General features: G+C 30.4%; 30 protein-coding genes and 2 pseudogenes. 1 reads left to right on the top strand and 31 read right to left on the bottom strand.

From position 1 onward, the window contains the following. Positions 1–211: 211 nt before the first annotated feature. The 4 genes from nrdE to psc1_RS03145 all read right to left on the bottom strand — a co-directional run bounded on the left by nrdE (position 212) and on the right by psc1_RS03145 (position 9,220). Positions 212–2,764, bottom strand: a complete 2,553-nt coding sequence (gene nrdE / locus psc1_RS03160) for a class 1b ribonucleoside-diphosphate reductase subunit alpha (RefSeq protein WP_023161439.1) — start codon at positions 2,762–2,764, stop codon at positions 212–214. A 457-nt stretch (positions 2,765–3,221) separates the two neighbouring features. Next, complete coding sequence (locus psc1_RS03155) at positions 3,222–4,382, bottom strand: restriction endonuclease subunit S (protein WP_122225423.1); 1,161 nt, start codon at positions 4,380–4,382, stop codon at positions 3,222–3,224. Between the two features lie 101 nt (positions 4,383–4,483). Beyond that, positions 4,484–6,067, bottom strand: a complete 1,584-nt coding sequence (locus psc1_RS03150; RefSeq protein ID WP_373375568.1) for a type I restriction-modification system subunit M — start codon at positions 6,065–6,067, stop codon at positions 4,484–4,486. A 9-nt stretch (positions 6,068–6,076) separates the two neighbouring features. After that, positions 6,077–9,220 carry a type I restriction endonuclease subunit R gene (locus tag psc1_RS03145; RefSeq protein ID WP_373375567.1) on the bottom strand — a complete coding sequence of 1,048 codons (3,144 nt, stop codon included), beginning with the start codon at positions 9,218–9,220 and terminating at the stop codon, positions 6,077–6,079. 1,001 nt (positions 9,221–10,221) lie between these two features. Between psc1_RS03145 and psc1_RS03140 the strand changes: the two genes are divergently transcribed. Beyond that, a complete protein-coding gene (locus psc1_RS03140; protein WP_373375566.1) occupies positions 10,222–11,955 on the top strand; it encodes a reverse transcriptase domain-containing protein in 1,734 nt (577 codons plus the stop codon). A 680-nt stretch (positions 11,956–12,635) separates the two neighbouring features. On the opposite strand, the gene rplQ is transcribed toward psc1_RS03140, so the two are convergent. The 27 genes and pseudogenes from rplQ to rplW all read right to left on the bottom strand — a co-directional run bounded on the left by rplQ (position 12,636) and on the right by rplW (position 25,549). Then, positions 12,636–12,992: a 50S ribosomal protein L17 gene (gene rplQ, locus psc1_RS03135; RefSeq protein ID WP_023161287.1), complete on the bottom strand. Its 357-nt coding sequence runs from the start codon at positions 12,990–12,992 to the stop codon at positions 12,636–12,638. 27 nt (positions 12,993–13,019) lie between these two features. After that, entirely contained in the window at positions 13,020–14,003 is a 984-nt protein-coding gene (locus psc1_RS03130) for a DNA-directed RNA polymerase subunit alpha (RefSeq protein WP_023161286.1), read from the bottom strand. Between the two features lie 16 nt (positions 14,004–14,019). Further along, entirely contained in the window at positions 14,020–14,406 is a 387-nt protein-coding gene (gene rpsK, locus psc1_RS03125) for a 30S ribosomal protein S11 (protein WP_023161285.1), read from the bottom strand. Between the two features lie 15 nt (positions 14,407–14,421). Next, on the bottom strand, positions 14,422–14,787 hold the full coding sequence (rpsM, locus tag psc1_RS03120; RefSeq protein ID WP_023161284.1) for a 30S ribosomal protein S13: 366 nt from the start codon (positions 14,785–14,787) through the stop codon (positions 14,422–14,424). Between the two features lie 12 nt (positions 14,788–14,799). Further along, positions 14,800–14,916, bottom strand: coding sequence for a 50S ribosomal protein L36 (gene rpmJ, locus psc1_RS03115; protein ID WP_012359035.1), 117 nt, complete (start codon positions 14,914–14,916; stop codon positions 14,800–14,802). 11 nt (positions 14,917–14,927) lie between these two features. Then, the gene (infA, locus tag psc1_RS03110) at positions 14,928–15,146 is read right to left on the bottom strand and encodes a translation initiation factor IF-1 (RefSeq protein WP_023161283.1); all 219 of its coding nucleotides are present in this window, start codon (positions 15,144–15,146) and stop codon (positions 14,928–14,930) included. A gap of 39 nt (positions 15,147–15,185) precedes the next feature. Next, positions 15,186–15,926 carry a type I methionyl aminopeptidase gene (gene map, locus psc1_RS03105; RefSeq protein WP_023161282.1) on the bottom strand — a complete coding sequence of 247 codons (741 nt, stop codon included), beginning with the start codon at positions 15,924–15,926 and terminating at the stop codon, positions 15,186–15,188. Further along, positions 15,923–16,576 carry an adenylate kinase gene (locus tag psc1_RS03100; RefSeq protein ID WP_023161281.1) on the bottom strand — a complete coding sequence of 218 codons (654 nt, stop codon included), beginning with the start codon at positions 16,574–16,576 and terminating at the stop codon, positions 15,923–15,925. Before psc1_RS03100 ends, map begins: the two co-directional genes overlap by 4 nt. Before the next feature lie 19 nt (positions 16,577–16,595). Beyond that, entirely contained in the window at positions 16,596–17,819 is a 1,224-nt protein-coding gene (secY, locus tag psc1_RS03095) for a preprotein translocase subunit SecY (RefSeq protein WP_023161280.1), read from the bottom strand. Between the two features lies 1 nt (position 17,820). Then, the gene (gene rplO, locus psc1_RS03090; protein WP_023161279.1) at positions 17,821–18,258 is read right to left on the bottom strand and encodes a 50S ribosomal protein L15; all 438 of its coding nucleotides are present in this window, start codon (positions 18,256–18,258) and stop codon (positions 17,821–17,823) included. Then, positions 18,258–18,455: a 50S ribosomal protein L30 gene (gene rpmD / locus psc1_RS03085; RefSeq protein WP_023161278.1), complete on the bottom strand. Its 198-nt coding sequence runs from the start codon at positions 18,453–18,455 to the stop codon at positions 18,258–18,260. The genes rplO and rpmD overlap by 1 nt, the downstream gene beginning before the upstream one ends. Next, positions 18,452–18,967 (bottom strand): 30S ribosomal protein S5, encoded by a 516-nt coding sequence (gene rpsE, locus psc1_RS03080; RefSeq protein ID WP_023161277.1) that lies wholly within the window; start codon positions 18,965–18,967, stop codon positions 18,452–18,454. The genes rpmD and rpsE overlap by 4 nt, the downstream gene beginning before the upstream one ends. A 14-nt stretch (positions 18,968–18,981) precedes the next feature. Further along, entirely contained in the window at positions 18,982–19,335 is a 354-nt protein-coding gene (gene rplR, locus psc1_RS03075; protein WP_023161276.1) for a 50S ribosomal protein L18, read from the bottom strand. A 19-nt stretch (positions 19,336–19,354) separates the two neighbouring features. Continuing rightward, positions 19,355–19,900, bottom strand: a complete 546-nt coding sequence (rplF, locus tag psc1_RS03070; RefSeq protein WP_023161275.1) for a 50S ribosomal protein L6 — start codon at positions 19,898–19,900, stop codon at positions 19,355–19,357. Positions 19,901–19,928: 28 nt separating this feature from the next. Next, positions 19,929–20,321: a 30S ribosomal protein S8 gene (gene rpsH, locus psc1_RS03065; RefSeq protein WP_023161274.1), complete on the bottom strand. Its 393-nt coding sequence runs from the start codon at positions 20,319–20,321 to the stop codon at positions 19,929–19,931. A 15-nt stretch (positions 20,322–20,336) separates the two neighbouring features. Next, complete coding sequence (gene rpsN / locus psc1_RS03060; RefSeq protein ID WP_023161273.1) at positions 20,337–20,606, bottom strand: 30S ribosomal protein S14; 270 nt, start codon at positions 20,604–20,606, stop codon at positions 20,337–20,339. A 14-nt stretch (positions 20,607–20,620) separates the two neighbouring features. After that, positions 20,621–21,169: a 50S ribosomal protein L5 gene (gene rplE, locus psc1_RS03055; RefSeq protein WP_023161272.1), complete on the bottom strand. Its 549-nt coding sequence runs from the start codon at positions 21,167–21,169 to the stop codon at positions 20,621–20,623. Positions 21,170–21,184: 15 nt separating this feature from the next. Then, on the bottom strand, positions 21,185–21,532 hold the full coding sequence (gene rplX, locus psc1_RS03050; RefSeq protein WP_023161271.1) for a 50S ribosomal protein L24: 348 nt from the start codon (positions 21,530–21,532) through the stop codon (positions 21,185–21,187). 14 nt (positions 21,533–21,546) lie between these two features. Continuing rightward, a complete protein-coding gene (gene rplN / locus psc1_RS03045) occupies positions 21,547–21,909 on the bottom strand; it encodes a 50S ribosomal protein L14 (protein WP_023161270.1) in 363 nt (120 codons plus the stop codon). Next, positions 21,906–22,172: a 30S ribosomal protein S17 gene (gene rpsQ / locus psc1_RS03040; protein ID WP_023161269.1), complete on the bottom strand. Its 267-nt coding sequence runs from the start codon at positions 22,170–22,172 to the stop codon at positions 21,906–21,908. The genes rplN and rpsQ overlap by 4 nt, the downstream gene beginning before the upstream one ends. Before the next feature lie 218 nt (positions 22,173–22,390). Continuing rightward, a pseudogene (gene rpmC / locus psc1_RS03035) lies at positions 22,391–22,570 on the bottom strand (50S ribosomal protein L29); the annotation flags it as partial. Beyond that, entirely contained in the window at positions 22,567–22,989 is a 423-nt protein-coding gene (gene rplP, locus psc1_RS03030) for a 50S ribosomal protein L16 (RefSeq protein WP_023161267.1), read from the bottom strand. The pseudogene rpmC and the gene rplP, both read right to left, overlap by 4 nt. Further along, positions 22,967–23,717: pseudogene (rpsC, locus tag psc1_RS03025) on the bottom strand (30S ribosomal protein S3). Before rpsC ends, rplP begins: the two are co-directional and overlap by 23 nt. After that, entirely contained in the window at positions 23,701–24,084 is a 384-nt protein-coding gene (gene rplV, locus psc1_RS03020) for a 50S ribosomal protein L22 (RefSeq protein WP_023161265.1), read from the bottom strand. The pseudogene rpsC and the gene rplV overlap by 17 nt, the downstream one beginning before the upstream one ends. A 20-nt stretch (positions 24,085–24,104) precedes the next feature. Further along, the gene (gene rpsS, locus psc1_RS03015) at positions 24,105–24,386 is read right to left on the bottom strand and encodes a 30S ribosomal protein S19 (protein WP_023161264.1); all 282 of its coding nucleotides are present in this window, start codon (positions 24,384–24,386) and stop codon (positions 24,105–24,107) included. 13 nt (positions 24,387–24,399) lie between these two features. Next, on the bottom strand, positions 24,400–25,230 hold the full coding sequence (gene rplB, locus psc1_RS03010; RefSeq protein WP_122225428.1) for a 50S ribosomal protein L2: 831 nt from the start codon (positions 25,228–25,230) through the stop codon (positions 24,400–24,402). A 28-nt stretch (positions 25,231–25,258) separates the two neighbouring features. Next, the gene (gene rplW, locus psc1_RS03005) at positions 25,259–25,549 is read right to left on the bottom strand and encodes a 50S ribosomal protein L23 (RefSeq protein WP_023161262.1); all 291 of its coding nucleotides are present in this window, start codon (positions 25,547–25,549) and stop codon (positions 25,259–25,261) included. Positions 25,550–25,551: the final 2 nt, after the last annotated feature.

The following is a 25,551-nucleotide window of genomic DNA, read 5'->3' as shown; positions in this document are numbered from 1 at the left end:
AAATGACAAACATTATGTTAGAATTTTGTACAAAATCTTTAAGCGGCGTTAATAAACACAAAAAGATAATAGAGGCATAAACGAAAGCATAAAAGCAAAAATAAAAAAAATAAATGTAATTTAGTTGTTTATTTTTTATTTTCATATTATATCTTTTAAAAAAAAGAAACTATCAATTAAGATAGTCCTTTTTTAAAAAAAGAGTAATTTTTTAAACACCGCAAGCTTCGCATTCATCAACTTTTAATTTTTGTGTTCTGGTGTAGTAAAGGGTTTTAATCCCTTTGTGATGAGCGTAAAGATAATATCTTTGCAATTCTCTAGTTGTAATGTCAGAAGTAATTCCTAATTCAAAAGAAATCCCTTGATCCACATGTTTTTGAGCAGTAGCAATGACATCAATTAATTTATATTTATTCATTTTATAAGCAGTAATGTACATAAAAGCAGCTTCTTTTAAACCTGGCATTGGACAATAGGTTTTAGAATTGCCATAAGTGCGTTCTTCAACTAATTGTTTTACAGGAGTTAAAGAAGGAGTTGTTCCCATAATATAACCAATTGAACCATTAGGTGCCACTGCTAATCGGTGCGAATTGAAAAGTCCATATTGTTTAACGTCTTTTTCCAATTGTTGCCAATCTTTTTGACTAGGTAAAGAAATTTTTGAAAAGATTTTTTTAATTTTTTGGGTTTTAGGTAAAATTTCGCCACGATTGCGAAAATAAGAACCATCTGCATAATGAGAATTTTGGAAACGATAAAATTTTTGACCTGTTTGACGGGCTTTATTGCAAGAATGCAACAAACTATAATAATTGATTGCATTAAAAAAAACATCTAATAAATCTTTGTTTTCTTCACTTCCAAAATCAATATAGTTTTTAACTAAAAAACTGTGATGTCCCATAATACCAAAACCAACACTGCGATTTAATCTATTAGCTTTAGCGACAGCAGGAACATAATCAATATTTGTTTTAGTAGAAACTGAATTCATTACTTCCATCGCCATAAAAACAGTTTCTTTAATGGTGTTATTATTAATCATGTTTTCCATATGACCTGATGATAAATTACAAGATACATCCATTCCAATTTGGTCTCCTTGAATGTGGTTATAATTAGCATAATGAGAAGTGATAGTTGGTTGGAGAATTTCAGTACATAAATTAGAAAACTTAATTTTTAAATCAAGTGGATTAGTTTTATTGACGTTATCGCAAAACATTAAATAAGGATAGCCTGACTCTCCTTGCATGTGTGCAATTAATTCTAATAATTGACGCGGATTAATTGCTTTTTTACGTACTTTAGGGTTTTTTACTAAAATATCATACCAATAATCCATATCAACTGCAATATCAGCAAAATTTTTCTTATATTCTAAAAAAACAGTGTGAGGGTAAAAAGTATACATAACTTCATTTTTTCGTGCTAATTCAATCATTTTATCAGGAATAATTACTCCCAAAGATAAAGTTTTGACACGAACATCTTCATCAGCATTTAGTTTTTTAGTGCTTAAAAAATCTTCAATATCAGCATGAAAAACATTTAAATATGTTGCCCCTGCGCCAGTACGTTGACCCATTTGATCGGCATAACGAAAACTATGATCCAACAATTTACAAACACCAACAACACCTTTACAAACGCCTTTTATTCCTTTGATAGATTCACCTTTGGCGCGTAAATTAGTAATATTAATAGAAACCCCGCCACCAATTTTAGAAAGTTGCATCGAAAATTCATTAATACGAGCGATGTCATTTAAAGAGTCGCTAGCTTCTAATAAAAAACAAGAAACAAATTCGCCACGATGTTTTTTGCCTGTGTTTAACAAAGTAGGGGTTGCTGGAGTAAAATCTTGATTAATTAAAGATTTAATTAAACCTTTAGCAATTTCAAAATTTCCTTGAGCGTGATATAAAGCGTTAACTGATAATCTGTCTTCATAAGTTTCTAAATAAAACTTTTTATCTCTAGTTTTTAAGGCATAATCATGATAAAACTTAAAAGCTCCCATAAAAGTAGAAAAACGAAATTTTTTTTGATAAGCGATTTGATAAATTGTTTTAATTTGATCATCGTTGTATTTACTTAAAAAAGTAGTTTCATAATATTCGTTAGTTTGTAAAAAATTTAATTTCTCTTTTAAAGTATCAAAACGTTTTAATTTTGGTTTTACTTCGTTTGATAAAAAACTTATTAAAGCTTCTTGGTCTTTATCTAAATCTTTAATATTCCCTTTTTCATCAATAATTTGATTGTTAAGAATAATCCAAGGTGGCAAAACTTTAGTTGGGTTAAAAGTTTTAATTGCTGGCTGGTGGGAAGTAAAATTATTTTGTGCCTGCAAAGAAGAAGGTTTTTTTGGTTCGTGATAAGAAGTAAGCCAGTCTTTTAAGAAATCTCTTTCTTCTTTTAAACCAGAGCCTTCAAATTTCAAAACTAAAGGAATGTTGTAAGTAGAAGCGATAATGTCGCCTGCTTTGCCATAGTTTGTGCCCCAAGTTTTATTTCCAGATACTGCAACGCCAATAACTTGCGAATTATTTTGTGCCAAAAAACTTTTCGCTTCTTCAGAAACTTCACCAAATTTAACACTACGAGTTAATAAAAAAAGCTTTTCATTAGGTTGAGAAGTTTTTTGATATTCTTTGATGTGGCAAAAAGCTAAATTAAGACTTTGAGCCATTTGATAAACTTGACCTTGCACAAGACCATCATAAACTACTTGGATTTTATTTTGTAATGACATAACGTAATAATTCTCCTTTTTTTGAATATTTCCGAAAATAACTTACAACCGAACTCCTTAAATAAAAGAGTTATTTGATAAAATTCCAACAACTAAATATACTCTTTTATTTAATTAGTTTTGTTCTATAATGCAAATTTATCATCTAATAATATTATATCAATTTTATAGGTTAGGATGATTTTAAATTTGCACTGTTATAAAAAAATTGTAAATAATTTTATTTTTAATACTTAAATAGGTTATAGTTTTAATAACTAGTTTTTTGGTTTTAAGATGGTTTTGTTTTTTAGTCTGGTAGTAATTTATGAGTTATTATTGTTAAAAAAGATAAAAAAAATACCCTTGAAAAAGGTATTTTTTATTTTAAGTTGTTTTTTTGGTATTAATAAAAAATTTATCTTTTTTTGATTCCATTTATATGGAAAAATAATTTTTTTGTTTTTAAAAGATTTGATTAAACAAACATTTGATGGAGATAATATTTTTTTTGGGTTTGATAAAGAGTCAATAATTCATTTTCTAATTTGATTTGTTGTTCTAGTAAAGATAAAAAATCAGCTATTTGGTTTTGATGTTCTAAATGAGGAGTAAGAGTAATTTTAAAATTAAGAAGCGTTGGTTTTTGAATGCCAGGAACAGAAGTTCCAGTTTTTAATTGTTGGAGTTGAGGTTCTTTCGCTTTTAACAGATAGTATAAATATAAGAGGTTAATTGAAACGGTACTATTAGGTTTGATATCTAGAAGAAAAGAATTATTGCTATACCACATTTTATCTTCATGATAAAAACATAACCCAATGCTACCTTTACGAATAATAGTAATAGCTGGTGGATCGGAATTATATTGATGATAATAACCTAAAGGATAAAGGCCGCCAGCTATAACTGGATAGGGATTGTTTTTCGTAGGTACAGGTGATAATTGTTTTTTGCTTAAAGGTTTACCAGTAATAATGTCTACTATCTCTTTTAAAGGAAGAAATTGACATGGAGTGGTTTTAAAGGCTTTGAATTTAAGTTGGGCAGTAATTAAGCGGTGGAGATAATATTTTTGTTGGGTTTGATAAAGGGTTAATATTTCATGTTCTAATTTAATTTGTTGTTCTAATAAAGATAAAAAAGTAGCGATTTGGTTTTGATGTTCTAAATAAGGAGTAAGAGTAATTTTAAAATTAAGAAGCGCTTGTTTTTGAATACCGGGAACAGAAGTTCCGGTTTTTAATTGTTTTAATTGCGGTTCTTTGGCTTTTAACAAATAGTATAAATATAAAAGGTTAAGAGAAAAGGAAGGATGAGGTTTGATTTTGAGAAGAAAAGAATTATTACTATACCACATTTTATCTTCATGATAAAAACATAACCCAACACTACCTTTACGAATAATAGTAATAGCTGGTGGATCCGAATTATATTGATGATAATAACCTAAAGGATAAAGGCCGCCAGCTATAACTGGATAGGGATTGTTTTTCGTAGGTACAGGAGATAATTGTTTTTTGCTTAAAGGTTTACCGGTAATAATATCTACTATCTCTTTTAAAGGAAGGGATTGACATGGAGTGGTTTTAAAGGCTTTAAAGCTTAAATGAGGGGTTTGAGGAGAGGAAGGATTCATTGTTAACTCCTTATAATTAATATTTTTAACAAACAACAAAAAAAGACTAGTTACTAAAAACAGTCTTTTAGATTAAAATAATTTTTTAATGTTAACAATTATTAGACTAATTCTTTTACATAAAGATTGATTTTGGCTTCTAATTGCTTTAACTCTTCTTTTTTGGATTGAATTTCTTTTGTAATTTGCTTAATGTCAATTTGTTCAAGTTCTTTTTGAGTTTCATTATTTTGAAGATAGCGATTAATACTTAAATTATAATTATTTTCTTTAATTTCGTCTAAAGAAGCTAAATAAGCAACTTGTTCTTGATTTTGACGTTGTTCATAAAGTTTTAAAATTGTTTGTATATTTTCTTTTGCAAGATAATTTTTTTTACCTTCTCTTTTGAATTCTTGGGAGGCATCAATAAACAAAATATGTTCATTTTTTTTACATTTGGTAAAAATAATAATACAAGTAGCAATGCTAGTCCCATAAAAAATATTTTCCGGTAAACTAATAATCGTATCAATATATTCTTTTTCAATTAAATGTTTTCTAATGAGATATTCGCTATTGCCTCTAAATAAAATACCATGAGGAACTACTACAGCGCATATACCATCGTCAGCTAATAAATATAACATATGTTGAATGAAAGCATAATCAGCAGCTTTAGCGGGAGCTAATTTTTCTACTCCTGAAAAACGTTCATCTTGTAATAAGTTTGAAGAAGGTTTCCATTTTAAACTATAAGGTGGATTAGCTACAATCACATCAAATTTTTGGTTCATATGTTCTTTATCGGGGTTTTTTAAAGTATCGCCATTTGCCAAATGACAATTCTCTAATTCAACAATATCACTATTTAAAATCATATTCATGCGGGCTAAATTATAAGTACTGAAATTAGAATCTTGACCATAAATGTTAATATATTCAATATTTTTTTTATTTTTAAGCTTCAATTCTTTGATGACTTTTAATAATAACGCCCCAGAGCCACAAGTAGGATCATAAATATTTTTAATTTTTTTAGTGGTTTTAAGAGTAACTAATCGTGCCATTAAAGTAGAAACCAAAGATGGAGTATAAAATTCACCGGCTTTTTTGCCGGCCGAAGCAGCGAATTCTCCAATTAAATATTCATAAATATCGCCTAAAACATTACTGCACAAACTTTTATAAGGACAAATATTATTGATTTGTGACATGATGGTCGTAAAAAGTTTATTTCTATCTTTTTCCATTTCGCCTAATTTAGTATCATAAAAATTAATATTAGTAAATAAATTATTAAAAATTTTTTTTGAAGCTTTACTTTGGGAAGAAGTATGAATACTTTGAAAAGCTTTATATAAATCTATAAAACTAAAATCTTTTTGCTTAGCTTTTTGAATTAAAGTAGACCACCAATATTGAGATTCTAAGAAAAAACCTAAATTTTTTAAAACGTCTGGCTTAAAAGTTGGTTTTTCTAGTTTGCTTTCGAAGTCTTTTTTATCATTTATTTTATATCTTTGCTCTAATAAATTTTCAAATTTTTCTGATAAATAACGAAAACATATAATAGGTAAAATATAATCTTTATATTCAATAGCTGTCATATTGCCTCTTAAATTATTTACCATTGACCACAAAGCTTTATATAAATCATTTTTTTGTTGATAATTATCCAAATTTGGTTCTTTTTGTTCTATCATTTGACCTTTTTATCCTTTTATTATCATTATTTTTTCTTTTTGAATAAAGTTTTTAATAAAATTTATTATTTTTTCTATCATTTGACCATTTAATTCCCATATTTCTTCCTTTTTTCCTCTTGTATATGCATCAAAAAAAGAAGAATTATTGTCTAAATAATTACGAATTTTTGTATGTTTAATGTAACCATAATATTTATAATCTTTAATTAATTCATCGATAAAAGTAACAAATTCTGGTTCTAAAGTAAATACATGACAAAAATCTTTTTTCTCTTGTTCTAATTGCTCTTCAACAAATTCATTCCATGTGGCATTAATATTATTGTTTTGAAAATATTTATGCAACATTTGCTTTTTTTCTTCTGGTACGTTCAAATCTTGAATATATTTTATTATTTCTTTTTCAGACATTTCGTTTTGATCTTTTAATCTTTTTAATCTTTTTAAAAAATTAAAATCAATAATTTCCGATGTAAAATCATCATCTGAATATGATGTTTGTTCGAAATTGGTATCGTCCTTAGTTTTTTCGTTTAGTGGTGGTGTTTGAGAACTCCAATAACCATTTATTTCAATCCAATCATCATCTTGAAAACTTAAAGTAGCTTTAGGATCGTTATTTTGATATAAATTATTATTTTGCACCGAAACAGATTTGAATTCGCTATTTTGATTATTAATCTTGAAAGATTTTAAAATTTTTTTTTCTGGATGATTACGATCGACAATATGAATAGCTTGATTTTCAATTTCATTACTAATAAATAAATGACTAAGATGTTTGGTTTTGGCTTTTAATTCTTGACCTGAATATATGCCTGGCTGTAATTCAGCTTGCTTTTGCCATTCTGATAATTGTCTTTTATATTTAGATTTTTTAGTAGGTTGAATACAATTTTTTTGAACTTCGATACGCATATCTTCATATTTTTGTTTAAATGCTTTAAATTGTTCTAAAGGCAAATGTTTATTAAAATCATTCCAATCAAATTCAGGCTTTTGGGTTTCGATGAATTCTTTAAAGTTTTGTAATTCTTTAAAAGCTTTTAAAAATTTTTTTTGTTGTTCGCAATCATCTAATTGTTCGGTAGCCATAGGATTTGGAGTTATTTGTAATAATTGTTGTATTCTTTGTTTCAATTTGGTTTCAATATCAACATTAAATTCTTGTTCACTTTGTATTATGTCTTTAAGTTGACTCTTTTGTTGGATAGCAAATAATTCAATAGCTTCATCGACATTTTTTTTAGTCGTTTGGTAACAAACTATTTTGCCTCTATCTTTACTAGGAGATGGACATACACGATTAACACGAGAAAAAGCTTGAATTAAAAAATGTTTTTCTAGTTGTCTATCGACATATAAAGTATTGGTGCGAGGAGAATCAAAACCAACTAAAAACATGTTTACAACAATTAAAAGATCAATTTCTTTCTTTTTGAATTTTTTAGCAAGATGACTAGCATAAGTTCGACTGTTAACTTTAGTGCCAAAAGTTTGATTATAATCGTTGATAATTTCTGCTAAATTTTTTTCATTTTTATGATTTTTTATTTGTTTTTGTTTGGTTGTGAAATTTAAATTATCTGTTTTATCCAAATCTTGAAGTTCAAGTTCATGAAAAATAGCAGCTATTTTAAAAGGAGGTTTTTTGTTTTTAAACAATTTATAATAAGACATTAAATCTTCTATTTTACTTACAGTCATTAAAGCGTTAAATTTAGCCTTATTAGTATTTTCATAATGTTTTTCTAAAATATCTGTGACAATTAGTTCATGATTAGATGTAATTTTATCATTGTTTTTAAGATAAAAGATTTCCCACGGAACAACATTATGATCTTTAATGGCGTTAATTAATAAATATTTATGACGACATTTCTCAAATAAATCATCAGTAGTTTTTAAATTAGCATTTTCTTGCTTTAAAATAGGTGTTCCTGTGAACCCTAAAAATTGTGCTCGAGGAAAAGATGATGTAATTTTTTGTCTCATTTCACCAGCTTGTGAACGATGACATTCATCAATAATAAAAATAATTTTCATATTTTTTAATTTATTCAAAACAGCATCTTTTTGTTGACAAAGAATATTTAATTTTTGAATAGTGGTAACAATTAAAGAATTACATCCTTTTTGAATAGTTTCTCTTAATTTTTTGGTATTTTCAATATCTTCTACTATATCGGCATTAAATTTATTAAATTCTTGAATGGTTTGTTCATCTAAATCTTTGCGGTCAACTAAAAAAAATATATATTTTTCTTCTAAATTTTCTTCTAAAATTTGACTTAATTTAAAAGAAGTAAGTGTTTTTCCTGACCCTGTAGCATGCCAAACATAACCATTATTATTAGTTTCTTCAACTAATTTCGTAAGTTTTTCGGCTGCATGAACTTGATAAGGTTTTAAAACAATTAATTTTTCTTCAGTTTCATTTAAAACAATAAAACGAGCAATCATTTTGCCTAAATGACATTTGTTTAAAAAAGAATCTACAAATTGATCTAAAGAATTAATAATTTCATTATTTTCTTTAGTCCAACTAAAAATTAATTCTTCAGATAAATCATCGGCTTTATTATTAACAAAATATTTAGTTGTATTTTTGTTAGAAATAACAAAAAGTTGAAGATAATTAAATAAACTTTTTAGACCTTCTGATTTATAATTTCTTTTAATTTGTTTAAAAGCTTTTCTATAATCTTCTCCTGGTTTTTTTAATTCCATCATAACTAGTGGCAAACCATTAATTAAAATAATAATATCATATCTAAAACTATTGTGATGATCTATTGATTCTGTTACTTGATTAGTGACTTGAAAATAATTAGAACACCATTTTTTGGTATCAAACAATCTTAAATTAATATAATTTTTTTCATCAGCATTTTGAATATCAATAGAATCTCTTAAACGTTGAGCACAATGAAAAACATCATTTTTTCTTTCTAATTCATACATTAATTGTTTAAATTGTTTATCTGTTATTTTTTTATTATTTAATGCATCTTTATTGAAATTTTCTATTTGGGTTCTAAAATTTTGTTCTAATTCCTCTTGATTATTGATTTTAATATATGAATAACCATTCTTCTTGCTTAATTGCTTAATAATTTCTTCTTCTAATATTTTTTCGTCTATAACCATTCTTAATTTTTTAACCTTTTTTAAATTTTTTAATAAAAAAATACAATTAAAAGACATTTCTTTTGTTACTATTTCGATTCTTTGAGGTGTTTTTAAACTTTAGAGGCTTTGTAATTTTGAAAAATTCTTTAAGACTATCGTTTTGTCTGCAAACCCAAAACAGAACCACCCAAAGAATCCTAATTTTGATAAAAATAGTCTTTTTTTTATTTTGATAAGATCATTAACTTTAAACTAATTTATTGATTTTTTCTTTATTAATAGTTTTTTGTTTTGGTATAATATTTAATTTTTGATTGGTTTTTGTGATTTTGGTTGCTTCTTTGTAACAACGATTTACTATTTTAAAGGGCGCCAAAGAGGCCTAAATATCGTGTTATCTAACCAATAGCCAGTGCCGATAAACACTGAATGGATACGTTCGGTTCGTTAAACGAAAGAATAACGGATTACAGCAGAATGTAAAAGCGCGATTGAGGGTCAGATAGTAGTGTGAACCCAAGAAGAAAGCGCAACCAAATTGTCCCATGGAAAAGCCTGAAATGGCCTAAGAAGACAAAGCAGATGTAATTAATAAACCTAACGGGTAAAACTACTGAAAGAATCCCCGTGAGTCCAAAGTCTAACAAGATATGTTTGAAGTCTTGGTTAGTTTATCTAATTAACAGAAAACTTGGAATCTCGCCAACCCCTCAGAAATACTACGGCAACGTATGAAACTGCACGGCTAAGTGTTGGCATACTTCACCTAAAGGACAAGGTAGATATTTAGAAGCAACTTGGATAATCCTAAAAGCAGTCATTAATTTAACAAAGTAGGAAATAAAAGCCCTACTGCTCAAGGATAAAGAAGCTATATAGTAGTCGCAGGAAATTCAAAGTGATGATTGGAATATCATCATGCACTGACCTGCCGTGGCGAAGGTTAACGACCTTTACAAGGCGAAAGTAGTTAGTCATTTATTGTTTATTCAATGTAATCGAGAAAGGAGTTGATATACGTGTCAACAATTGATTACAAATCTAAGCTCTCTCGAACATTGAATATAATTCAATATTGTTCAAAAAACAACTTAAAACTCAAAGATACATTACAATGGGGAATGAACAACATCGAAAACACCTTAGAGGCATTCAATGCGATTGCCAACAACAAAGGAGCAGGTACAAGTGGCGTTGACGGTCAAACCATAAATGGAATGACATTAAAAACAATAGATAAAATACACCATGAATACGTCAACGGCAAATACCATGCAACCCTAGTTAGAAGAGTTGTCATCCCAAAAAGCAACGGTAAAACTAGACCTTTGGGTATACCTACCATAAAGGATAGAATTATCCAAAAATCACTCGAACAACTCCTAACGCCATACTTCGAGGAAATATTCTCACCTCTAAGTTTTGGATTCAGGACTAATAAATCATGTCATGATGCAATAAAAGCAGTCAAAGCCAAATTTCAAGGCATCGACTACATAATAAAAATCGACATTGAAGGGTACTTTGATACCATCGATCACAACATCCTACACAAAATGTTAACCCAATACATCACAAAAAACAAAGTTCTAACCACAATCAATAATTGGTTAAAAGCTGGGATAATGAAAAACTGTATCAAGTTTAATACACTATCAGGCTCACCACAAGGTGGCATCATTTCACCTCTATTATCAAATATATACGCACATTACATTGATACAAAAATAGAAGAACTGGTAAAAATTGGAACACCTAAAAAGAAATGGAATCCTGAATATGAAAGATTACGCCGACTAGGACAACACAAAAACTCTAATGTAAATTCACAAATAAATATCAACCCAAACACTAGAGTTGAATACACACGATACGCAGATGATTTCATCATAGGAGTTGGAGGAAATTACAACAAAGCCCAACACATCATGGAACAAGTGATCAAATGGCTAACACAAGACTTAAACTTGAAAATAAGTAAAGATAAGTCAAAAATTGTGAAAGCCAACAAAGGAACAAAATTCTTATCATACATGGTAAAAGTAAACCCAACCAATAGTACTAAGGGTAATAAAACAACAAAGAACTCATTCAACGGGTGCACCAAAATCCAAGTTCCGAGACAAATAATCAAAGAATACGGACAAGAGTACAGTTGGACAAAAAGAGGAAAAATCAAACATGACGAATCACTCGCCAGCAGAGATAAATTAGAAATAATCAAAACCTACAAAACAATACTCAATGGAATTCTACACTATTTCTGCTACGGCAACAACATAGCAACACTAGGACACCTTGCATACATCGCAGAATACAGTTGTTTGAAAACACTGGCAAGAAAGGATAAAACCTCGATTGCCAGAGTTCGAAAGAAACACAAAATAAAATCCCAATGGGGCATCGAATATAAAGACAACAAAGGAAAGAACCATTGGGAATTATGGCCTAAATTCACTTGGGAAAACATCAAGAAAATGCGTAAATGGAATACAGAAAATGTAGACCAAAAACCAAACCCAATGATATACCAAGGTAGAACTAATCTAACCGATAGGTTAGCTGCCGAACAGTGCACAATTTGCGGACAAACATCAGAACTCGAATTACACCACACAAAAACACTCCGCAACACTAAAGGCAGAGCCATGAAAGACAAGAAGACAATTGTTTTATGTAGAACATGCCACAGGAAAAGAACAAACCAACAAATGCAGGACATACGTAAACACAACAAAACTAAAAACAGATAAACAAAACTAAAAACAGATAAACAAAACTAAGAACGATTGAATAAACAACTAGCTAGGGGCGACCCGAAACTAGTTCCCTAACAGGAATGAATGATGGAAAGCGTAGTGCTTGGAAACTTGCTCGCTACGTTTGGACGGGGGCTGATTGTAATACATACAATGGAAACGCAAATCCCATTGTTGAAACGCAATTAATCTATCCGTATTAGCTTCATTAATCGCTTTTTTATTAGAAAATTTTTGAATCTTGCGTTGGTTCTAATTAACTAATAATCTTTTGGCGATTTTATCATTTTTTTATAATACCTCAGATAATTATAATCAATAAATAAAAATTCCTTTCTTGTATTTTAGTAGTAGTCGTTACTAAAAATAAAACCACTATTAATTATAATTATACATCAAAAAAAAAAACAAGTTTAACGCTTACCAAAACTCCATTTAATAAGGTTTTTACTTGTTTTTTTTATGATATTTTTTTATTTTTAAAATTATTAGTTTTTAGGTCTTTGAAATAACTTATCCAAATAAACAAAAGACTACCCTTTTAAGATAGTCTTTTTTCATTATGATTGTCTAATTAGTTTTGTTGATATTGTAATAAGTTTCGTTTAGGCCTTTTTAGTACTCTATATAACAAAAAAAACTTCTTCAATAAATAAAAGAAGCTTATTTGATTATTAAATAAAAGCAATAATTGCCATCGGGGCTGCATCGCCACGACGTGGAACGGTTTTAATAACTCTAGTGTATCCGCCTTGACAATTGACGTATTGGGAAGCTATTTTTTGAAATAACTTTTGTAAAACAGTTGTCTCTTCATTGATTTTTTCATCGAAAAGATGTCTTGAGGCTTGACGTCTAGTGTGCAAGGTTCCTTTTTTAGCCAAAGTAACCATTTTATTAGCTAATTTTTGTAATTCCTTGGCTTTTGGTTCTGTTGTAATAATTTGTTCTTGGATAATTAAATCAGTCATTAAAGTTCTTAATAAAGCTCTTCTTTGTGATTTATTGCGTCCTAATTTGCTAAAAGACATAACAAGCAACTATCCTTTCTAATTTTATTATTTGTCCTCTTCGGTGCTGTGGTGGAGAGCTTCTTTTAGATAATCATTAAATTCTAAACCGTATTCAACAAATTTATCTTTTAATTCTTGGAAAGATTTACGACCTAAACTTTTTAGTTTCACCACTTCTTTTTCACTAAGTTTAACTAAAGCAGCAACTGTGTTAATGCCAGCCCTTTTAAGGCTATTAAAAAGTCTAACTGATAAGTCTAATTGTTCAATTTCTAAGTCAAGAACGTAATTATGAGCTTCTTCTTTAGTTTCGGGAATAAACTCAATATTAGCTACCTTTTGACTTAACTCAACTATCACATTGAAATGTTCTACTAAAATTTTAGCAGCAGTGACTAGGGCTTCTTTGGCAACTGCAGCTCCATTGGTAGTGATTTGAATAGTTAACTCATCTTTGTTTCCTAATTTTTTTTCAACTTGATAAGCTACATCTAAAACTGGGGTGAACAAAGAATCAATTGCGATAACACCAATTTGATTTTCGCTATGAATTTTATTGTCTTTAGCGCCCACATAACCAATCCCTTTCTTAATAGTAACTGTCATATGAAAGTTAATGTTATCTGAAATAGTAGCAATGTGATGTTTGGGGTTAATGATTGTAACGCCAGCAGGTAATTCAAAACAAGCAGCGGTAACTTTTTTTGGACCGGTTAGATTAATTTCTAATTGTTCTTCAAAATCATCTGATTCATCATCGACTTTAAAAACAATTTTTTTTAAGTTCAAAATGATAGTCATAACATCTTCATAAACACCAGGAATGGTAGTAAATTCTTGTTCTACCCCTTCAATTTTGACATTAACAATAGCAGCTCCAGGTAAAGAAGATAATAAAATCCTTCTTAAAGCGTTTCCAATGGTGATGCCATAACCTCTTTCTAAAGGTTGAATTATAAATTTGCCAGAAGTAAGGTTTTCATCTAGTTCTTCAACAAAAAAAGGTTTAATAAATTTAAGATTTTTCATAATTACTCCTTTTTTCTTATCCTCTCGGAGGTTTTGGGGGGCGACAACCATTGTGTGGAACTGCGGTTACGTCTTTGATGGCAGTAATTTCTAATCCTACTGCTTGCAAAGAACGAATAGCTGCTTCTCTACCTGGTCCAGGACCTGCAACGAAAGCTTCAATTTTAACCATTCCGTGTTCCATTGCGGATTTAGCTACTGCTTCGGCTGCTAATTGAGCTGCAAAAGGAGTTGATTTACGACTATTTTTAAAACCTAAGGCGCCAGCGCTACTCCAAGCGATAGCATTACCATAAACATCTGTAATAGTAATAATAGTGTTACTAAAAGTAGCATGAATATGAGCTATTCCCAAAGGAACATTTTTTTTAACTTTGCGTTTAATAGTTTTTTTTCTCGTCAATGTCTTTCTCCTTTGTTATTTTTTCTTTCCAGCAATCACTTTAGGTTTTTGTTTGATAGTATGAGCATTATTTCTGGTTTTTTGACCTCTAACAGGTAAACCTTTACGATGACGCAAGCCTCTATAAGCACCAATTTCCATCAAACGTTTAACATTAAGTGTAACTTCACGTCTAAGATCACCTTCAACAGTGTATTTAGTGATTTCACTTCTCAAAGAAGATAATTGCTGTTCTGTTAAATTTTTAGTTCTAATATCTTGATTGATATTTAATTCAGTTAAAATTTTTTGAGATAGTTTTTTGCCTAAGCCATAAATATAAGTTAAAGCAATGACTATTCTTTTATCACTAGGAATGTCTATCCCTGCAATTCGAGCCATAAAATTCTCCTTTTATCCTTGTCTTTGATTGTGTCTGCGATTTTTTTTATTAATAACATAAACTCGCCCTTTGCGACGAACAATGATATCATCTTCACTGCGTTTTTTTACTGATGCTTTAACTTTCATCATTTTTCTCCTTATTTAAAACGATATGTAATACGTGCGCTAGTTGGATCATATGGTGATAATTCAATTTTTACTTTATCACCAGGTAAAATACGTATATTGTTGATGCGTATTTTACCAGAAACATAAGCGGTAATCGTTTTTTTATTTGGAAGTTCTACTTTAAATTTAGTATTTGGCAATACTTCAACAATAATAGCTTCCGTTTCGATAATATTTATTTTGGACATTTAAATAATTCCTTTAATTCCTTAATTTAATTTCCGATATTAGGCTAAAATTTCATAACTTGAATTAGTTACTACTACTGTATGTTCAAAGTGAGCACTTAGGCTTTTATCGGTAGTTACAACAGTCCAATTGTCGACTAAAATTTCTATTTCCGGGCTTCCTAACGTTAGCATCGGTTCAACACAAAAAGTCATACCTTCTTTGAAGATAGCTCCTTGATGCGGTTGACCGAAATTTGGAATATAAGGTTCTTCGTGTAAAGATGTACCAATCCCGTGTCCAGTAAAATCTTTGACAATTCCTAAATTATGTTGATTGGCAAAAGTTTGAATAGCATAAGAAATATCAGAAAAATGATTGCCTGGTTTAATTTGGGTAAGTCCTTGCATTAAAGCGGTTTGTGTCAAAGTAATCAGTGGAGGAGTAAGAGTTTTATCGCCTACAAAATAGGTGCAAGCGCAATCGGCATAATAACCTTTATAATAGATTCCTAAATCTATTGTAATAATATCGCCTAGTTTTAAAATTGTTTTTGTAGTTGGGATGCCATGCACAACGACTTCGTTGACAGAAGTACAAATATGTTTCGGAAAACCATGGTAATTTTTAAAAGCAGAAGTGACATTATGTTTTAGATAAAAAGCTTTTGCCAAGGAATCAAGTTTTTGAGTTGTAGTCCCTGGAACAATAAAAGTTGCAAGCATTTTGTGGGTTTTTTGTAAAATTAATCCAGCGTGTTTCATCAAATTGATTTCGTGAGGGGTTTTAATAGAAATCATTTTTGCTCCGTTTCTAACACCTTTAGAATCAAATTAGTAACTTGACTGATATTTTGCATGCCATCAACTTCAAAAAGTTTATTTTTTTGACGATAATATTGTACTAAAGGTAAAGTTTCTTCTTTAAAGACTTTTAAACGTTTTAAAAAAGTGTCAGGTTTATCGTCTTGCCTTTGGATTAATTTTTGTCCGTCTTTATCACAAATTTCTGGTATTTTTGAAGGGTTGTTGTCAAGATGATAGACTTTGCCACAATTTGGACAAATTCTGCGACCAACAATTCGATTCATCAAATCTTGTGTGCCGGCGTTAAAATAAAAAACTTTAGTTAAAGTTAAATTTGATTTGGCAAAAAATTCTTCTAAAAAACAAGCTTGTAAAATGTTTCTCGGAAAACCATCTAATAAAAAATTCGACGAAATCGATGTTGTAGATAAATAATCGGCAACCATTTGATTAGTGATAGAATCAGGAACTAACTTCCCTTGAGCAATAAATTTTTTACTTTCTTTACCTAATTGGGTTTTTTCTTTAAAATTTTTGCGAAAAATATCACCTGTTGCAACATGATGCATTTTTAAAAGGTCTGATAAAAACGCCGCTTGAGTGCCTTTACCAATTCCTGGAGGTCCTAATAATATTAATATCATAGTTTTTTTGTCTACTGAATTAAAATAATTTTGCATATTCTTTTTGGTTAGCGGTAGTCATAATTCGTTGAATAGTTTCAATTGCAACACTAACGATAATTAGTAAACTAGTTCCTCCTAATTTCATATGTTTTAAATGAAAAACTTTATTCATCAAGTAAGGCATAGTGACGAGTGTAACTAAAAAAACAGCCCCTATAACGGTGATTTTGAACAAAAGAGAAGATAAGTATTTCGTTGTTTGTTCTCCTGGTCTAAAACCAACAATATAGGCATCTTGTTTGGATAAATGCTCGGAAATATCTTCAGGATTAACATTCATAAAAGTAGAGAAAAAAGAAAAAACAATAATTAATAAAATATGCAAGCTCAAAGCAAAATTAACGATGTCAATATTAGTTAAATAATTGACAAAATTCTCAAAACCTTGATTATTTTTAATTATTGGGATTAACATTTTGAAAGGTTGCATCAAGGCATTTGCCAAAATTACAGGCATTACTCCAGCAGTGTTAATTTTAAAAGGGATATAACTATTACTTTTTGATGGACTTTGATTGCGAGCGTATTGTACTGGTATTTTTAAAGAAGTAATTTGGACAATCACAGTTACAATTAAAAATAAAAGCAATACTAAGATAATTAAAATAAATTGTGTTAGCAATTTTGGGTCAAAATTGTTGGTAAATAAATTGTCGTAATAATTTTGTTTTATTTCTTTTAAAGAGTCAATTAAATTATTACTCATTGAGGCCATAATTAAAATAGAAGTTCCATTACCAATCCCTTGAGAGTTGATTAAATCAGCAAACCAAATTAAAATAGCACATCCAGCAGCGGCAATTAAAGGGATCAAAAAGCAAACTGCCAATGAATCACTTGTTTTTTGAATCATTCCAAAAGTTTGTCCAAAAACAAATAATAAAGCTAAAGCCCTAGTTAAAAGGTTAAGTTTACGTTTACCGATTTGGCCTTGTTCTTTCCACTCACGGCAAATAGGTAAAAGTTTTTGTAAAAATTGAACTACAATAGAAGCTGTAATATAAGGATAAATGCCTAAACCAAAAAGTTTTGATGGGGCAGCATCTATCAATCCTAAAATTTTTAAAAGTTTAAATTCTTTAGGAATAAAAGGCAAAGGCAAAGCAGAACCTAACTTAAAAAGAAAAATAATAAAAAAAGTAAATAAGATTTGAAAAATCAATTTTGGATTGCCTAAAATTAATTTTATTTTGCTTTTCATCTTAAATAACCTCTATTTTTCCACCAACTGCTAAAATACAAGCTTCCGCTTGACGAGAAAATTTAGAAGCTTTGATGACTAATCTTTTAGTTAAAGTCCCTTGAGCCAACACTTTAATACCAGCTAATTTATTTTTAATAATTTTTTGTTCTAATAACAACTGAGGAGTAATAATACTATCTTCTAAGAAATTTTGCAAAGTTTTTAAGTTAATAATAGCATATTTTTTTTGTGAAAAGTTATGAAATCCTCTTTTAGGAATTCTTTGAAAAAAAGGGATTTGCCCTCCTTCAAAACCAGGGCGAAGAGTTTTTCCTGAGCGAGCTAATTGACCTTTATGTCCTTTACCAGAAGTCTTACCAGTACCACTACCAGGACCACGACCTAAACGTTTAGTCGTTTTGCGAGCATTAAGAACGGGTTTGATGGTGTGTAACATTATGCTTCCTCCTTTGTATCAAAAACTTTTTGAACCGTAATAAGATGATTGATAGTTTTAATCATTCCATGGATGGCTGGATTGTCATCTTTGATTACTTGACTATTGATTTTTTTCAAACCTAAAGAATGAGCGGTTTTAATTTGATTACTGCGACAAGCAATCAAACTTTTAGTTAAAGTAATTTTTAGTTTCATTGTTCATTTTTTTCCAAAGTAAGACCTCTTAATTTGGCTACTTCTTCTTTTGTTCTTAAACTTTGTAATCCATCCATCACAGCTCTTATTATGTTAATTGAGGTACGAGAACCAAATGTTTTAGTCAAGACATCACTAATACCCACTAATTCTAAAATAGTTCTTGCAGCTGTTCCTCCAGCAACGATACCAGTACCTTTAGAAGCAGGTTTTAAAAAAAACTTAGAAGCTCCAAAACGACCAATAGTTTCGTGAGGAATAGTGGTTCCTACCAAAGGGATACGAACTAACTTTTTTTTAGCTTTTTCTAAAGCTTTTTTAATCGCTTCTAAAATATCTTGGGCTTTGGCGGTTGAAAAACCAATTTGCCCTTTTTTATCTCCGACTACTACTAACGCAGAAAAACGAAAACGACGTCCGCCTTTAACTACTTTAGTGATGCGATTAATTTTAACGACTTTTTCCTCGAAAGGAGATACTTTTTTTATAAATTCTTTTTTTATTGGTTTCATCTCGTTTTTCTCCCTTAAAACTGTAAGCCTGATTGACGACAAGCTTCAGCTAAAGCTTTTATTTTACCGTGGTACAAATAACCAGAGCTATCAAAGACGATGTGAGTAATTCCTTGAGCTAAAGCTTTTTGAGTGATTAAAGCACCAACTGCTTGAGCAGCTTTGATGTTTGAACCTAAAATATTAGTTTCTTTACTGTGAACACTGCATAAAGTATTTTTAGCATTATCATCAATTAATTGGACATAAATAAATTTATTAGATCTAAAAATATTTAAACGTGGACGTGAATTTGTGCCTTTAACGATTTTTCTGAGACGCAAATGACGTTTTTTGCGTAAAACATTTGAAGATTGTTTAGTTATCATGACTTATTTTTAGTCCTTTCTATTTTTTTTTAGCACTTTTACCAGCTTTTTGTCGAAAATATTGACCCACATAGCGAATACCTTTGCCTTTATAAGGTTCAGGTTTACGTAATTTAACTATTTTAGCAGCAAATTCTCCGACTAACTGTTTATCGATTCCTTTAATAACAATTTCTGTATTTTGATTAACTGTTACTTCTAAGTTATCAGGAATTGAAACGTTGACAGGGTGAGAAAAACCTAAAGATAAAATAATTTGTTGGTCTTTGATTGAAGCTCGGTAAGCTAATCCGACAATTTTTAAAGTTTTTTGGAAACCTTTACTGACTCCTTCAATCATATTAGCAAGCAAAGCTCTAGTGGTACCATGAATCTTTTTCATAAAAATTTCATCATTGGGACGAACAATTGCAATAACTTTATTTTCGTTAGTAATTTTTAATCGATAGTTAAATTGATATGCTAATTGCCCTTTAGGGCCTGAAACTTTAATAAAATTTCTGTCTTGAATATCAACTGTAACTGCATCGGAGATTTCAATTACTTTATTTCCTACACGTGACATAATTGTCTCCTTTAATTGTTTTGAGTTTTTACCAAATATAAGCTAAAACTTCGCCACCAACTCGAGAAAGACGCGCTTGAGCGTCAGTTAAAATCCCTTTAGAAGTAGACACTAAAGCAACGCCCAAACCATTTAGCACTTTAGGCATTTGTTCAGCGGTTGCATAAACTCTTAATCCTGGTTTAGAAACGCGTTTTAACCCTTTAATGACTTTTTCTTTGTTAGAAGCGTATTTTAAACTAACAATTATTTCTCGAGATGAATGAGGTAGATAAAAATCTTTAATAAAGCCTTCAGTTTTTAAAACTGATAAAATTTCTAATTTTAATTTTGAAGCAGGGATTAACACTTTTAAATGCGACATTTGATTAGCATTACGAATTCGTGTTAACATATCTGCAATCGGATCAGTCATAACCATGTTTTAGTCTCCTTTTTACCAACTAGTTTTTTTAACGCCCGGCAATTTTCCTTCGTGCGCTAACTGTCTAAATTTAATTCTAGAAATGCCAAATTTACGAATATATCCGCGTGGTCTACCATCGATAGAATCTCTATTTTTTAAACGGACAGGTGAGGCTTTAACAGGAATTTGAGATAAACCGACATAATCAGATTTTTTTTTAAGCTCTAAGCGTAATGCAGCATATTTTAAAACTAGTGCTCTTTGCTTAATATCTTTTGCTATTTTGGATTTTTTAGCCATAAACAATACTTCCTTTAATTTTTAAACGGCATACCATAAAGTTCTAATAGCTTTTTGGCTTGAACGTTGTTTTTGGCGGTAGTGACAATAATAATATCCATACCACGGATTTTTTTTACTTTATCAATGTTAATTTCGGGGAAAACGATTTGTTCTTTTAACCCTAAAGCATAATTGCCTCTGCCATCAAAAGATTTTCCTGAAATACCCCTAAAATCTCTTACACGAGGGAAAACAAGGCGAGTTAATTTATATAAAAAAGCTTCTTTACGAGCTCCTCTTAAAGTCACTTTTGCCCCGATTGGCATTCCTTCGCGTAATTTAAAATTAGAAATAGCTTTTTTAGCCTTAGTGATGACAGGACTTTGACCTGTTAATAACTTTAATTCTTCGACAACATCATCTAAAACTTTAACATTAAAAATAGCATCCCCTACACCCATATTAACAACTACTTTATCTATTTTGGGAACTTGCATTACTGTTTGATAATTGAAAGTTTCCATTAGGGTAGTAGTGATTTTTTTATGATCTAATTGGTATAAATTGTTTTCTTTTTTCATTTAATCAAACTCTCCTTAATTTAGATCATCTAGTTTATTGCCAGAAATTTTAGCAAAACGCACTTTTTTCCCCTCTTCAAAACAGATACCTATTTTAGTTGGTTTTTGAGTTGAAGGGTCAATTAAAGCGACGTTTGAAATGTGAATGGAAGCTTCTTGTTTAATTATGCTTCCTTGATCTTGATCTTTGGAAGGTGGTTGATGTTTAGTTTTAATATTAACCCCTTCAACAATAATTCTTTGTTTTTTGGTAAAAATTTTTAAAACTTTGCCTGTTTTAATTTTTTTTTGTCCGGATTCATCGATGAAAAAACGATCTTTTCCGGATAAAATAGCAACAGTTTCGCCTACTTTGATACGCATCCTTTGGTAACTCCTTATAAAACTAATTGAGCTAAAGAAACTATTTTTGGAAATTTCTTTTCGCTTAATTCACGAACTACTGGACCAAAAATACGAGTTCCAATAATATTTAAATCTTCTTTTAAAAGTACTAAGGCGTTGTCATCAAATTTTATATAAGAGCCGTTTTTACGTCTTAAACCTGTTTTTGAACGAACAATAACACCTTTTAGAACATCATGTTTCTTAACAGTTCCTGAACCAGATTTAACAGTTACAACTACAATATCACCAATGTTGGCATAACGACGACGAGTTCCACCTAAAATACCAATAACTAGAACTTCTTTAGCGCCACTATTGTCAGCAACAACTAACCTACTTTCTCGTTGTATCATTTTAGCTTCTCCTTTGTGTGAGTAAGAATTTTGAATAATCGAAATCTTTTAGTTTTAGATAAGGGTTTTGTTTCCATAAAGTTAACTAAATCACCAATTTTGGCAATTTGTTCTTCATCGTGAACATGGAATTTTTTCGATTGCTTCACTCTTTTACCATATAAAGGATCTTTTTTGTAAATATCAACAACAACAGTAATGGTTTTTTGCATTTTATCAGAAACTACTATTCCTGAAAATATTTTTCTAAAATTACGATTCATTAATTTTCCTCCTTGATGATTTCTTCGTTTTTGTCGGTATTAGTATCATCAGGTGATTGGATTTTTTTGTCTTCCGATTTAACATCAACTGACGGAAGAATATCTTTTGAAGGCTCTAAAACTTGATTATTAGTTTTAAGTTTAATTTTGGTTTTATGATTTTTTTGGGGTTTTTGGGAAGATAGGGCAATTAAAGTTGAGTTAATAAAATCAGTGTTTTGTTGTGTTAAGATAGTTTTCATGCGAGCAATGCTTTTTTTAAGTTTACGAATTTGAGCGGTATTGGTTAGTTTTCCTAGAGCCAATTGAAAACGCAAATCAAATAATTCCTGTTTTAAAGTTGCTACTTTGTTTTCTAAATCTTGTGAGTTCATTTTTAAAACATCTTTTATTTTCATACTTGAGTACCTTTTTTAATAATTTTGGTTTTAATTGGTAATTTATGAGAAGCCAATCTTAAAGCTTCTACTTCTATTTTTCCAGAATTAGAAGTATCTTTGACTTCAAATAAAATTTTACCAGTTTTAACAACTGCTACCCATTCTTCTGGCGACCCTTTACCAGAACCCATTCTTACTTCCAAAGGTTTTTTAGTTAAAGATAAATGAGGGAAAATATTGATCCAAACTTTCCCGGTTCTTTTCATATAACGAGTCATTGCAATACGAGCAGCTTCGATTTGTTTGTTAGTAACAAAAGCTCCTTCTTTAGCAATTAAGCCATAATTGCCATTAACAATGATGTTTTTCCCCTTAGCTTTGCCTTCGAAACTTACACGATGAGGACGACGATATTTAGTGCGTTTTGGCATCAACATAATTATTTACCTCCTTTAAAGTGACGAGGGTGTTTGGCAAATTTATTTTGCGAAACAAAAGGTTTACGAGTGTCTAGGATGGTTTGACCGGATAAAACTTCACCGTGAAAAATCCAGACTTTGATCCCTAAAACACCATAAGTGGTGTGTGCTTCGTAGGCAGCATAATCAATATCTGCTCTTAAAGTGTGCAAAGGAACACGACCTTCAGCATTGCCTTCGCTACGCGCTATTTCATTGCCATTAAGACGACCAGAAATTAAAATTTTAATCCCTTTAGCGCCAGATTTAAGGGCTCTTTGGATCGCCATTTTTTGAACACGACGAAATTTCATTCGGTTTTCTAATTGTTCAGCAATATTTTGTGCTACTAATAAAGCTATTTTATCTGGGATTTTAACTTCTATAATATTTAAGTTAATGTCTTTGCCAGTTAATGTTTTTAATTGCGCTACTATTTTATTGCGAGTTTCACCCTCTTTACCGATAATCATTCCTGGTTTGGCGGTATGAATTGAAATTGTGATCCGATTTTTGGTTTTTTCTTTTAAACGCTGTATTTCAATTTGACTAATAGCGCTTTTTTTACCAAATTGATTAATTATTTTGCGAATTAAAAATTCTTCTTTAATTAAAGCTGGTATTTCTTTGTCATTGACACACCATTGAGAATCCCAAGTTCTAATAATACCTAATCTTAAACCATTAGGATTAGTTTTTTGACCCACTGTTCGCCTCCTTTGATGTTTGCAAGTTTTTAGCAGCCACTACTAAAGTGATGTGACTAGTTCTTTTTTTAATCATATCACCAGACCCTTTAGCTCTCGGAAACATACGCTTTAAACGTATGCCTTCGTTGACAAAAACTTCTTTGACAAAAAGTTGTTCACGTTGTAATTTTAAATTATTTAAAGCATTTGCAACAGCACTATTTAAAAGTTTTAAAATAACGGGAGCAGCTACTTTAGGAGTAAAAGTTAAAATGGCTTGAGCTTGATCGATATTTTTTCCTCTAATTAAGTCAATCACTAAACGGGATTTTCGAGGGGCGATTGAAACTTTACGAACAATCGCTTTAGCGTTTTTAGTTTCCATAGTCATTCCTTCCCATTATTTTATTTTTTTTGAATTTTTTTGTCTTTTTTGTTATGTCCACGATAAGTGCGGGTAGGAGAAAACTCTCCTAATTTATGACCGACCATGTTTTCTGTAATGTAGACAGGAATATGTTCGCGTCCATTATAAACAGCGATTTTGTGACCTACAAAGACAGGAGTAATTGTGGAACTACGTGACCAAGTTTGAATCACTTTTTTATTTTTTAAATGTTTTTGTTTTTCTATTTTCGCCAATAAATGACTAGCGACAATAGGACCTTTTTTAATTGAACGTGGCATATGTATCTCCCGATTATTTTGTACGACGTCTAATGATTAAAGCATTAGATGCTTTTTTGCGATCACGAGTTTTAACACCGCGAGCTTTTTTACCCCAAGGAGTCATTGGCGATTTACGTCCAATTGGCGCTTTACCTTCTCCGCCGCCGTGAGGGTGATCATTTGGATTCATAGCAGAACCTCTAACTGTTGGTCGAATGCCTAAAAAACGTTTTTTCCCGGCTTTACCATAATTAATCAGTTTGTAAAATTCATTACCGATTTCACCAATAGTAGCACGACAAGTGCCGAGTACTTTACGAACTTCACTTGATTGTAAACGCAATAAGACATATTTATCTTCACGACTGATGATTTGTGCAGATGAACCAGCACTGCGGGCGATTTGTCCGCCTTTGCCTGGTTTTAATTCGATATTATGGATGGTTGTTCCTACTGGAATATTGATCAAAGGTAAGCAATTGCCTACTTTGATATCAGAATCTGATCCAGAGATGATTTTCATTCCAATTGTTAATCCTTTAGGGGCTAAAATGTATCTTTTTTCGCCATCAGCGTAAAAAATCAAAGCAATATTGGCGCTACGATTTGGATCGTATTCAATAGTGGTAACCTTGCCTGCAATATTATCTTTGTTTCTTTTAAAATCAATTAAACGATATTTTCTTTTAACACCACCACCACGATGCCTAACGGTTATTTTACCTTGATTATTGCGTCCAGCTTGATTTTGAAAAGGGACTAATAAACTTTTTTCAGGTGTTTGAGTAGTTAGTTCTGCAAAATTAGAAACACTCATGTTACGCAGTCCATTGGTGGTAGGTTTATATTTTTTGATCGCCATTATTTATACCTTTACCTTCTTTGTTTTTTTAATCGTTTGCCAATATATCAATTTTTTGTCCTGAAGCCACTTTGACAACGGCTTTTTTGTAACTAGCAGTGTAGCCTTCAAATCTACCTTTTCTTTTGAAACGCGGTAAAATGTTGCTAGTGTTCACCGACAAAACTTTTACTTGGAAAATGTGTTCTAAAGCTTTTTTAATTTCAATTTTGTTCGCTTTTTTAGACACTTTAAAAGTATATTTATTTTGTCTTTCGATTAATTTATTAGTTAACTCAGTGATAATCGGAGTTTTAATTAATTCGTAATATTTAGTCATAG

It is taken from the genome of Candidatus Phytoplasma solani (assembly GCF_041729705.1).
GTDB classification, from domain to species: domain Bacteria; phylum Bacillota_I; class Bacilli_A; order Acholeplasmatales; family Acholeplasmataceae; genus Phytoplasma; species Phytoplasma solani.
Note: the sequence above shows the minus strand (reverse complement) of the source record. Positions and strands in the feature narration are given on the sequence as shown.

Bases quoted from the DNA above. Each gene is read 5' to 3' on its own strand.
- rpsM (WP_023161284.1), bottom strand. From the start codon at position 14,787: ATGGCTCGAATTGCAGGGATAGACATTCCTAGTGATAAAAGAATAGTC.
- map (WP_023161282.1), bottom strand. From the start codon at position 15,926: ATGATTTCTATTAAAACCCCTCACGAAATCAATTTGATGAAACACGCT.
- psc1_RS03100 (WP_023161281.1), bottom strand. From the start codon at position 16,576: ATGATATTAATATTATTAGGACCTCCAGGAATTGGTAAAGGCACTCAA.
- rplV (WP_023161265.1), bottom strand. From the start codon at position 24,084: ATGGAAACTAAAAACGCTAAAGCGATTGTTCGTAAAGTTTCAATCGCC.
- psc1_RS03145 (WP_373375567.1), bottom strand. From the start codon at position 9,220: ATGGTTATAGACGAAAAAATATTAGAAGAAGAAATTATTAAGCAATTA.
- rplR (WP_023161276.1), bottom strand. From the start codon at position 19,335: ATGATAACTAAACAATCTTCAAATGTTTTACGCAAAAAACGTCATTTG.
- rplQ (WP_023161287.1), bottom strand. From the start codon at position 12,992: ATGTCTTTTAGCAAATTAGGACGCAATAAATCACAAAGAAGAGCTTTA.
- rplE (WP_023161272.1), bottom strand. From the start codon at position 21,169: ATGAAAAAAGAAAACAATTTATACCAATTAGATCATAAAAAAATCACT.
- psc1_RS03130 (WP_023161286.1), bottom strand. From the start codon at position 14,003: ATGAAAAATCTTAAATTTATTAAACCTTTTTTTGTTGAAGAACTAGAT.
- rplP (WP_023161267.1), bottom strand. From the start codon at position 22,989: ATGTTGATGCCAAAACGCACTAAATATCGTCGTCCTCATCGTGTAAGT.
- rplB (WP_122225428.1), bottom strand. From the start codon at position 25,230: ATGGCGATCAAAAAATATAAACCTACCACCAATGGACTGCGTAACATG.
- rplF (WP_023161275.1), bottom strand. From the start codon at position 19,900: ATGTCACGTGTAGGAAATAAAGTAATTGAAATCTCCGATGCAGTTACA.
- rplO (WP_023161279.1), bottom strand. From the start codon at position 18,258: ATGTTACACACCATCAAACCCGTTCTTAATGCTCGCAAAACGACTAAA.
- rpsQ (WP_023161269.1), bottom strand. From the start codon at position 22,172: ATGAATCGTAATTTTAGAAAAATATTTTCAGGAATAGTAGTTTCTGAT.
- rpsS (WP_023161264.1), bottom strand. From the start codon at position 24,386: ATGCCACGTTCAATTAAAAAAGGTCCTATTGTCGCTAGTCATTTATTG.
- rpsH (WP_023161274.1), bottom strand. From the start codon at position 20,321: ATGGTTATGACTGATCCGATTGCAGATATGTTAACACGAATTCGTAAT.
- rplN (WP_023161270.1), bottom strand. From the start codon at position 21,909: ATGATACAACGAGAAAGTAGGTTAGTTGTTGCTGACAATAGTGGCGCT.
- secY (WP_023161280.1), bottom strand. From the start codon at position 17,819: ATGAAAAGCAAAATAAAATTAATTTTAGGCAATCCAAAATTGATTTTT.
- rplX (WP_023161271.1), bottom strand. From the start codon at position 21,532: ATGCGTATCAAAGTAGGCGAAACTGTTGCTATTTTATCCGGAAAAGAT.
- psc1_RS03155 (WP_122225423.1), bottom strand. From the start codon at position 4,382: ATGAATCCTTCCTCTCCTCAAACCCCTCATTTAAGCTTTAAAGCCTTT.
- rpsN (WP_023161273.1), bottom strand. From the start codon at position 20,606: ATGGCTAAAAAATCCAAAATAGCAAAAGATATTAAGCAAAGAGCACTA.
- infA (WP_023161283.1), bottom strand. From the start codon at position 15,146: ATGTCCAAAATAAATATTATCGAAACGGAAGCTATTATTGTTGAAGTA.
- rplW (WP_023161262.1), bottom strand. From the start codon at position 25,549: ATGACTAAATATTACGAATTAATTAAAACTCCGATTATCACTGAGTTA.
- nrdE (WP_023161439.1), bottom strand. From the start codon at position 2,764: ATGTCATTACAAAATAAAATCCAAGTAGTTTATGATGGTCTTGTGCAA.
- psc1_RS03150 (WP_373375568.1), bottom strand. From the start codon at position 6,067: ATGATAGAACAAAAAGAACCAAATTTGGATAATTATCAACAAAAAAAT.
- rpsE (WP_023161277.1), bottom strand. From the start codon at position 18,967: ATGAAACCAATAAAAAAAGAATTTATAAAAAAAGTATCTCCTTTCGAG.
- rpmD (WP_023161278.1), bottom strand. From the start codon at position 18,455: ATGAAACTAAAAATTACTTTAACTAAAAGTTTGATTGCTTGTCGCAGT.
- rpmJ (WP_012359035.1), bottom strand. From the start codon at position 14,916: ATGAAAGTTAAAGCATCAGTAAAAAAACGCAGTGAAGATGATATCATT.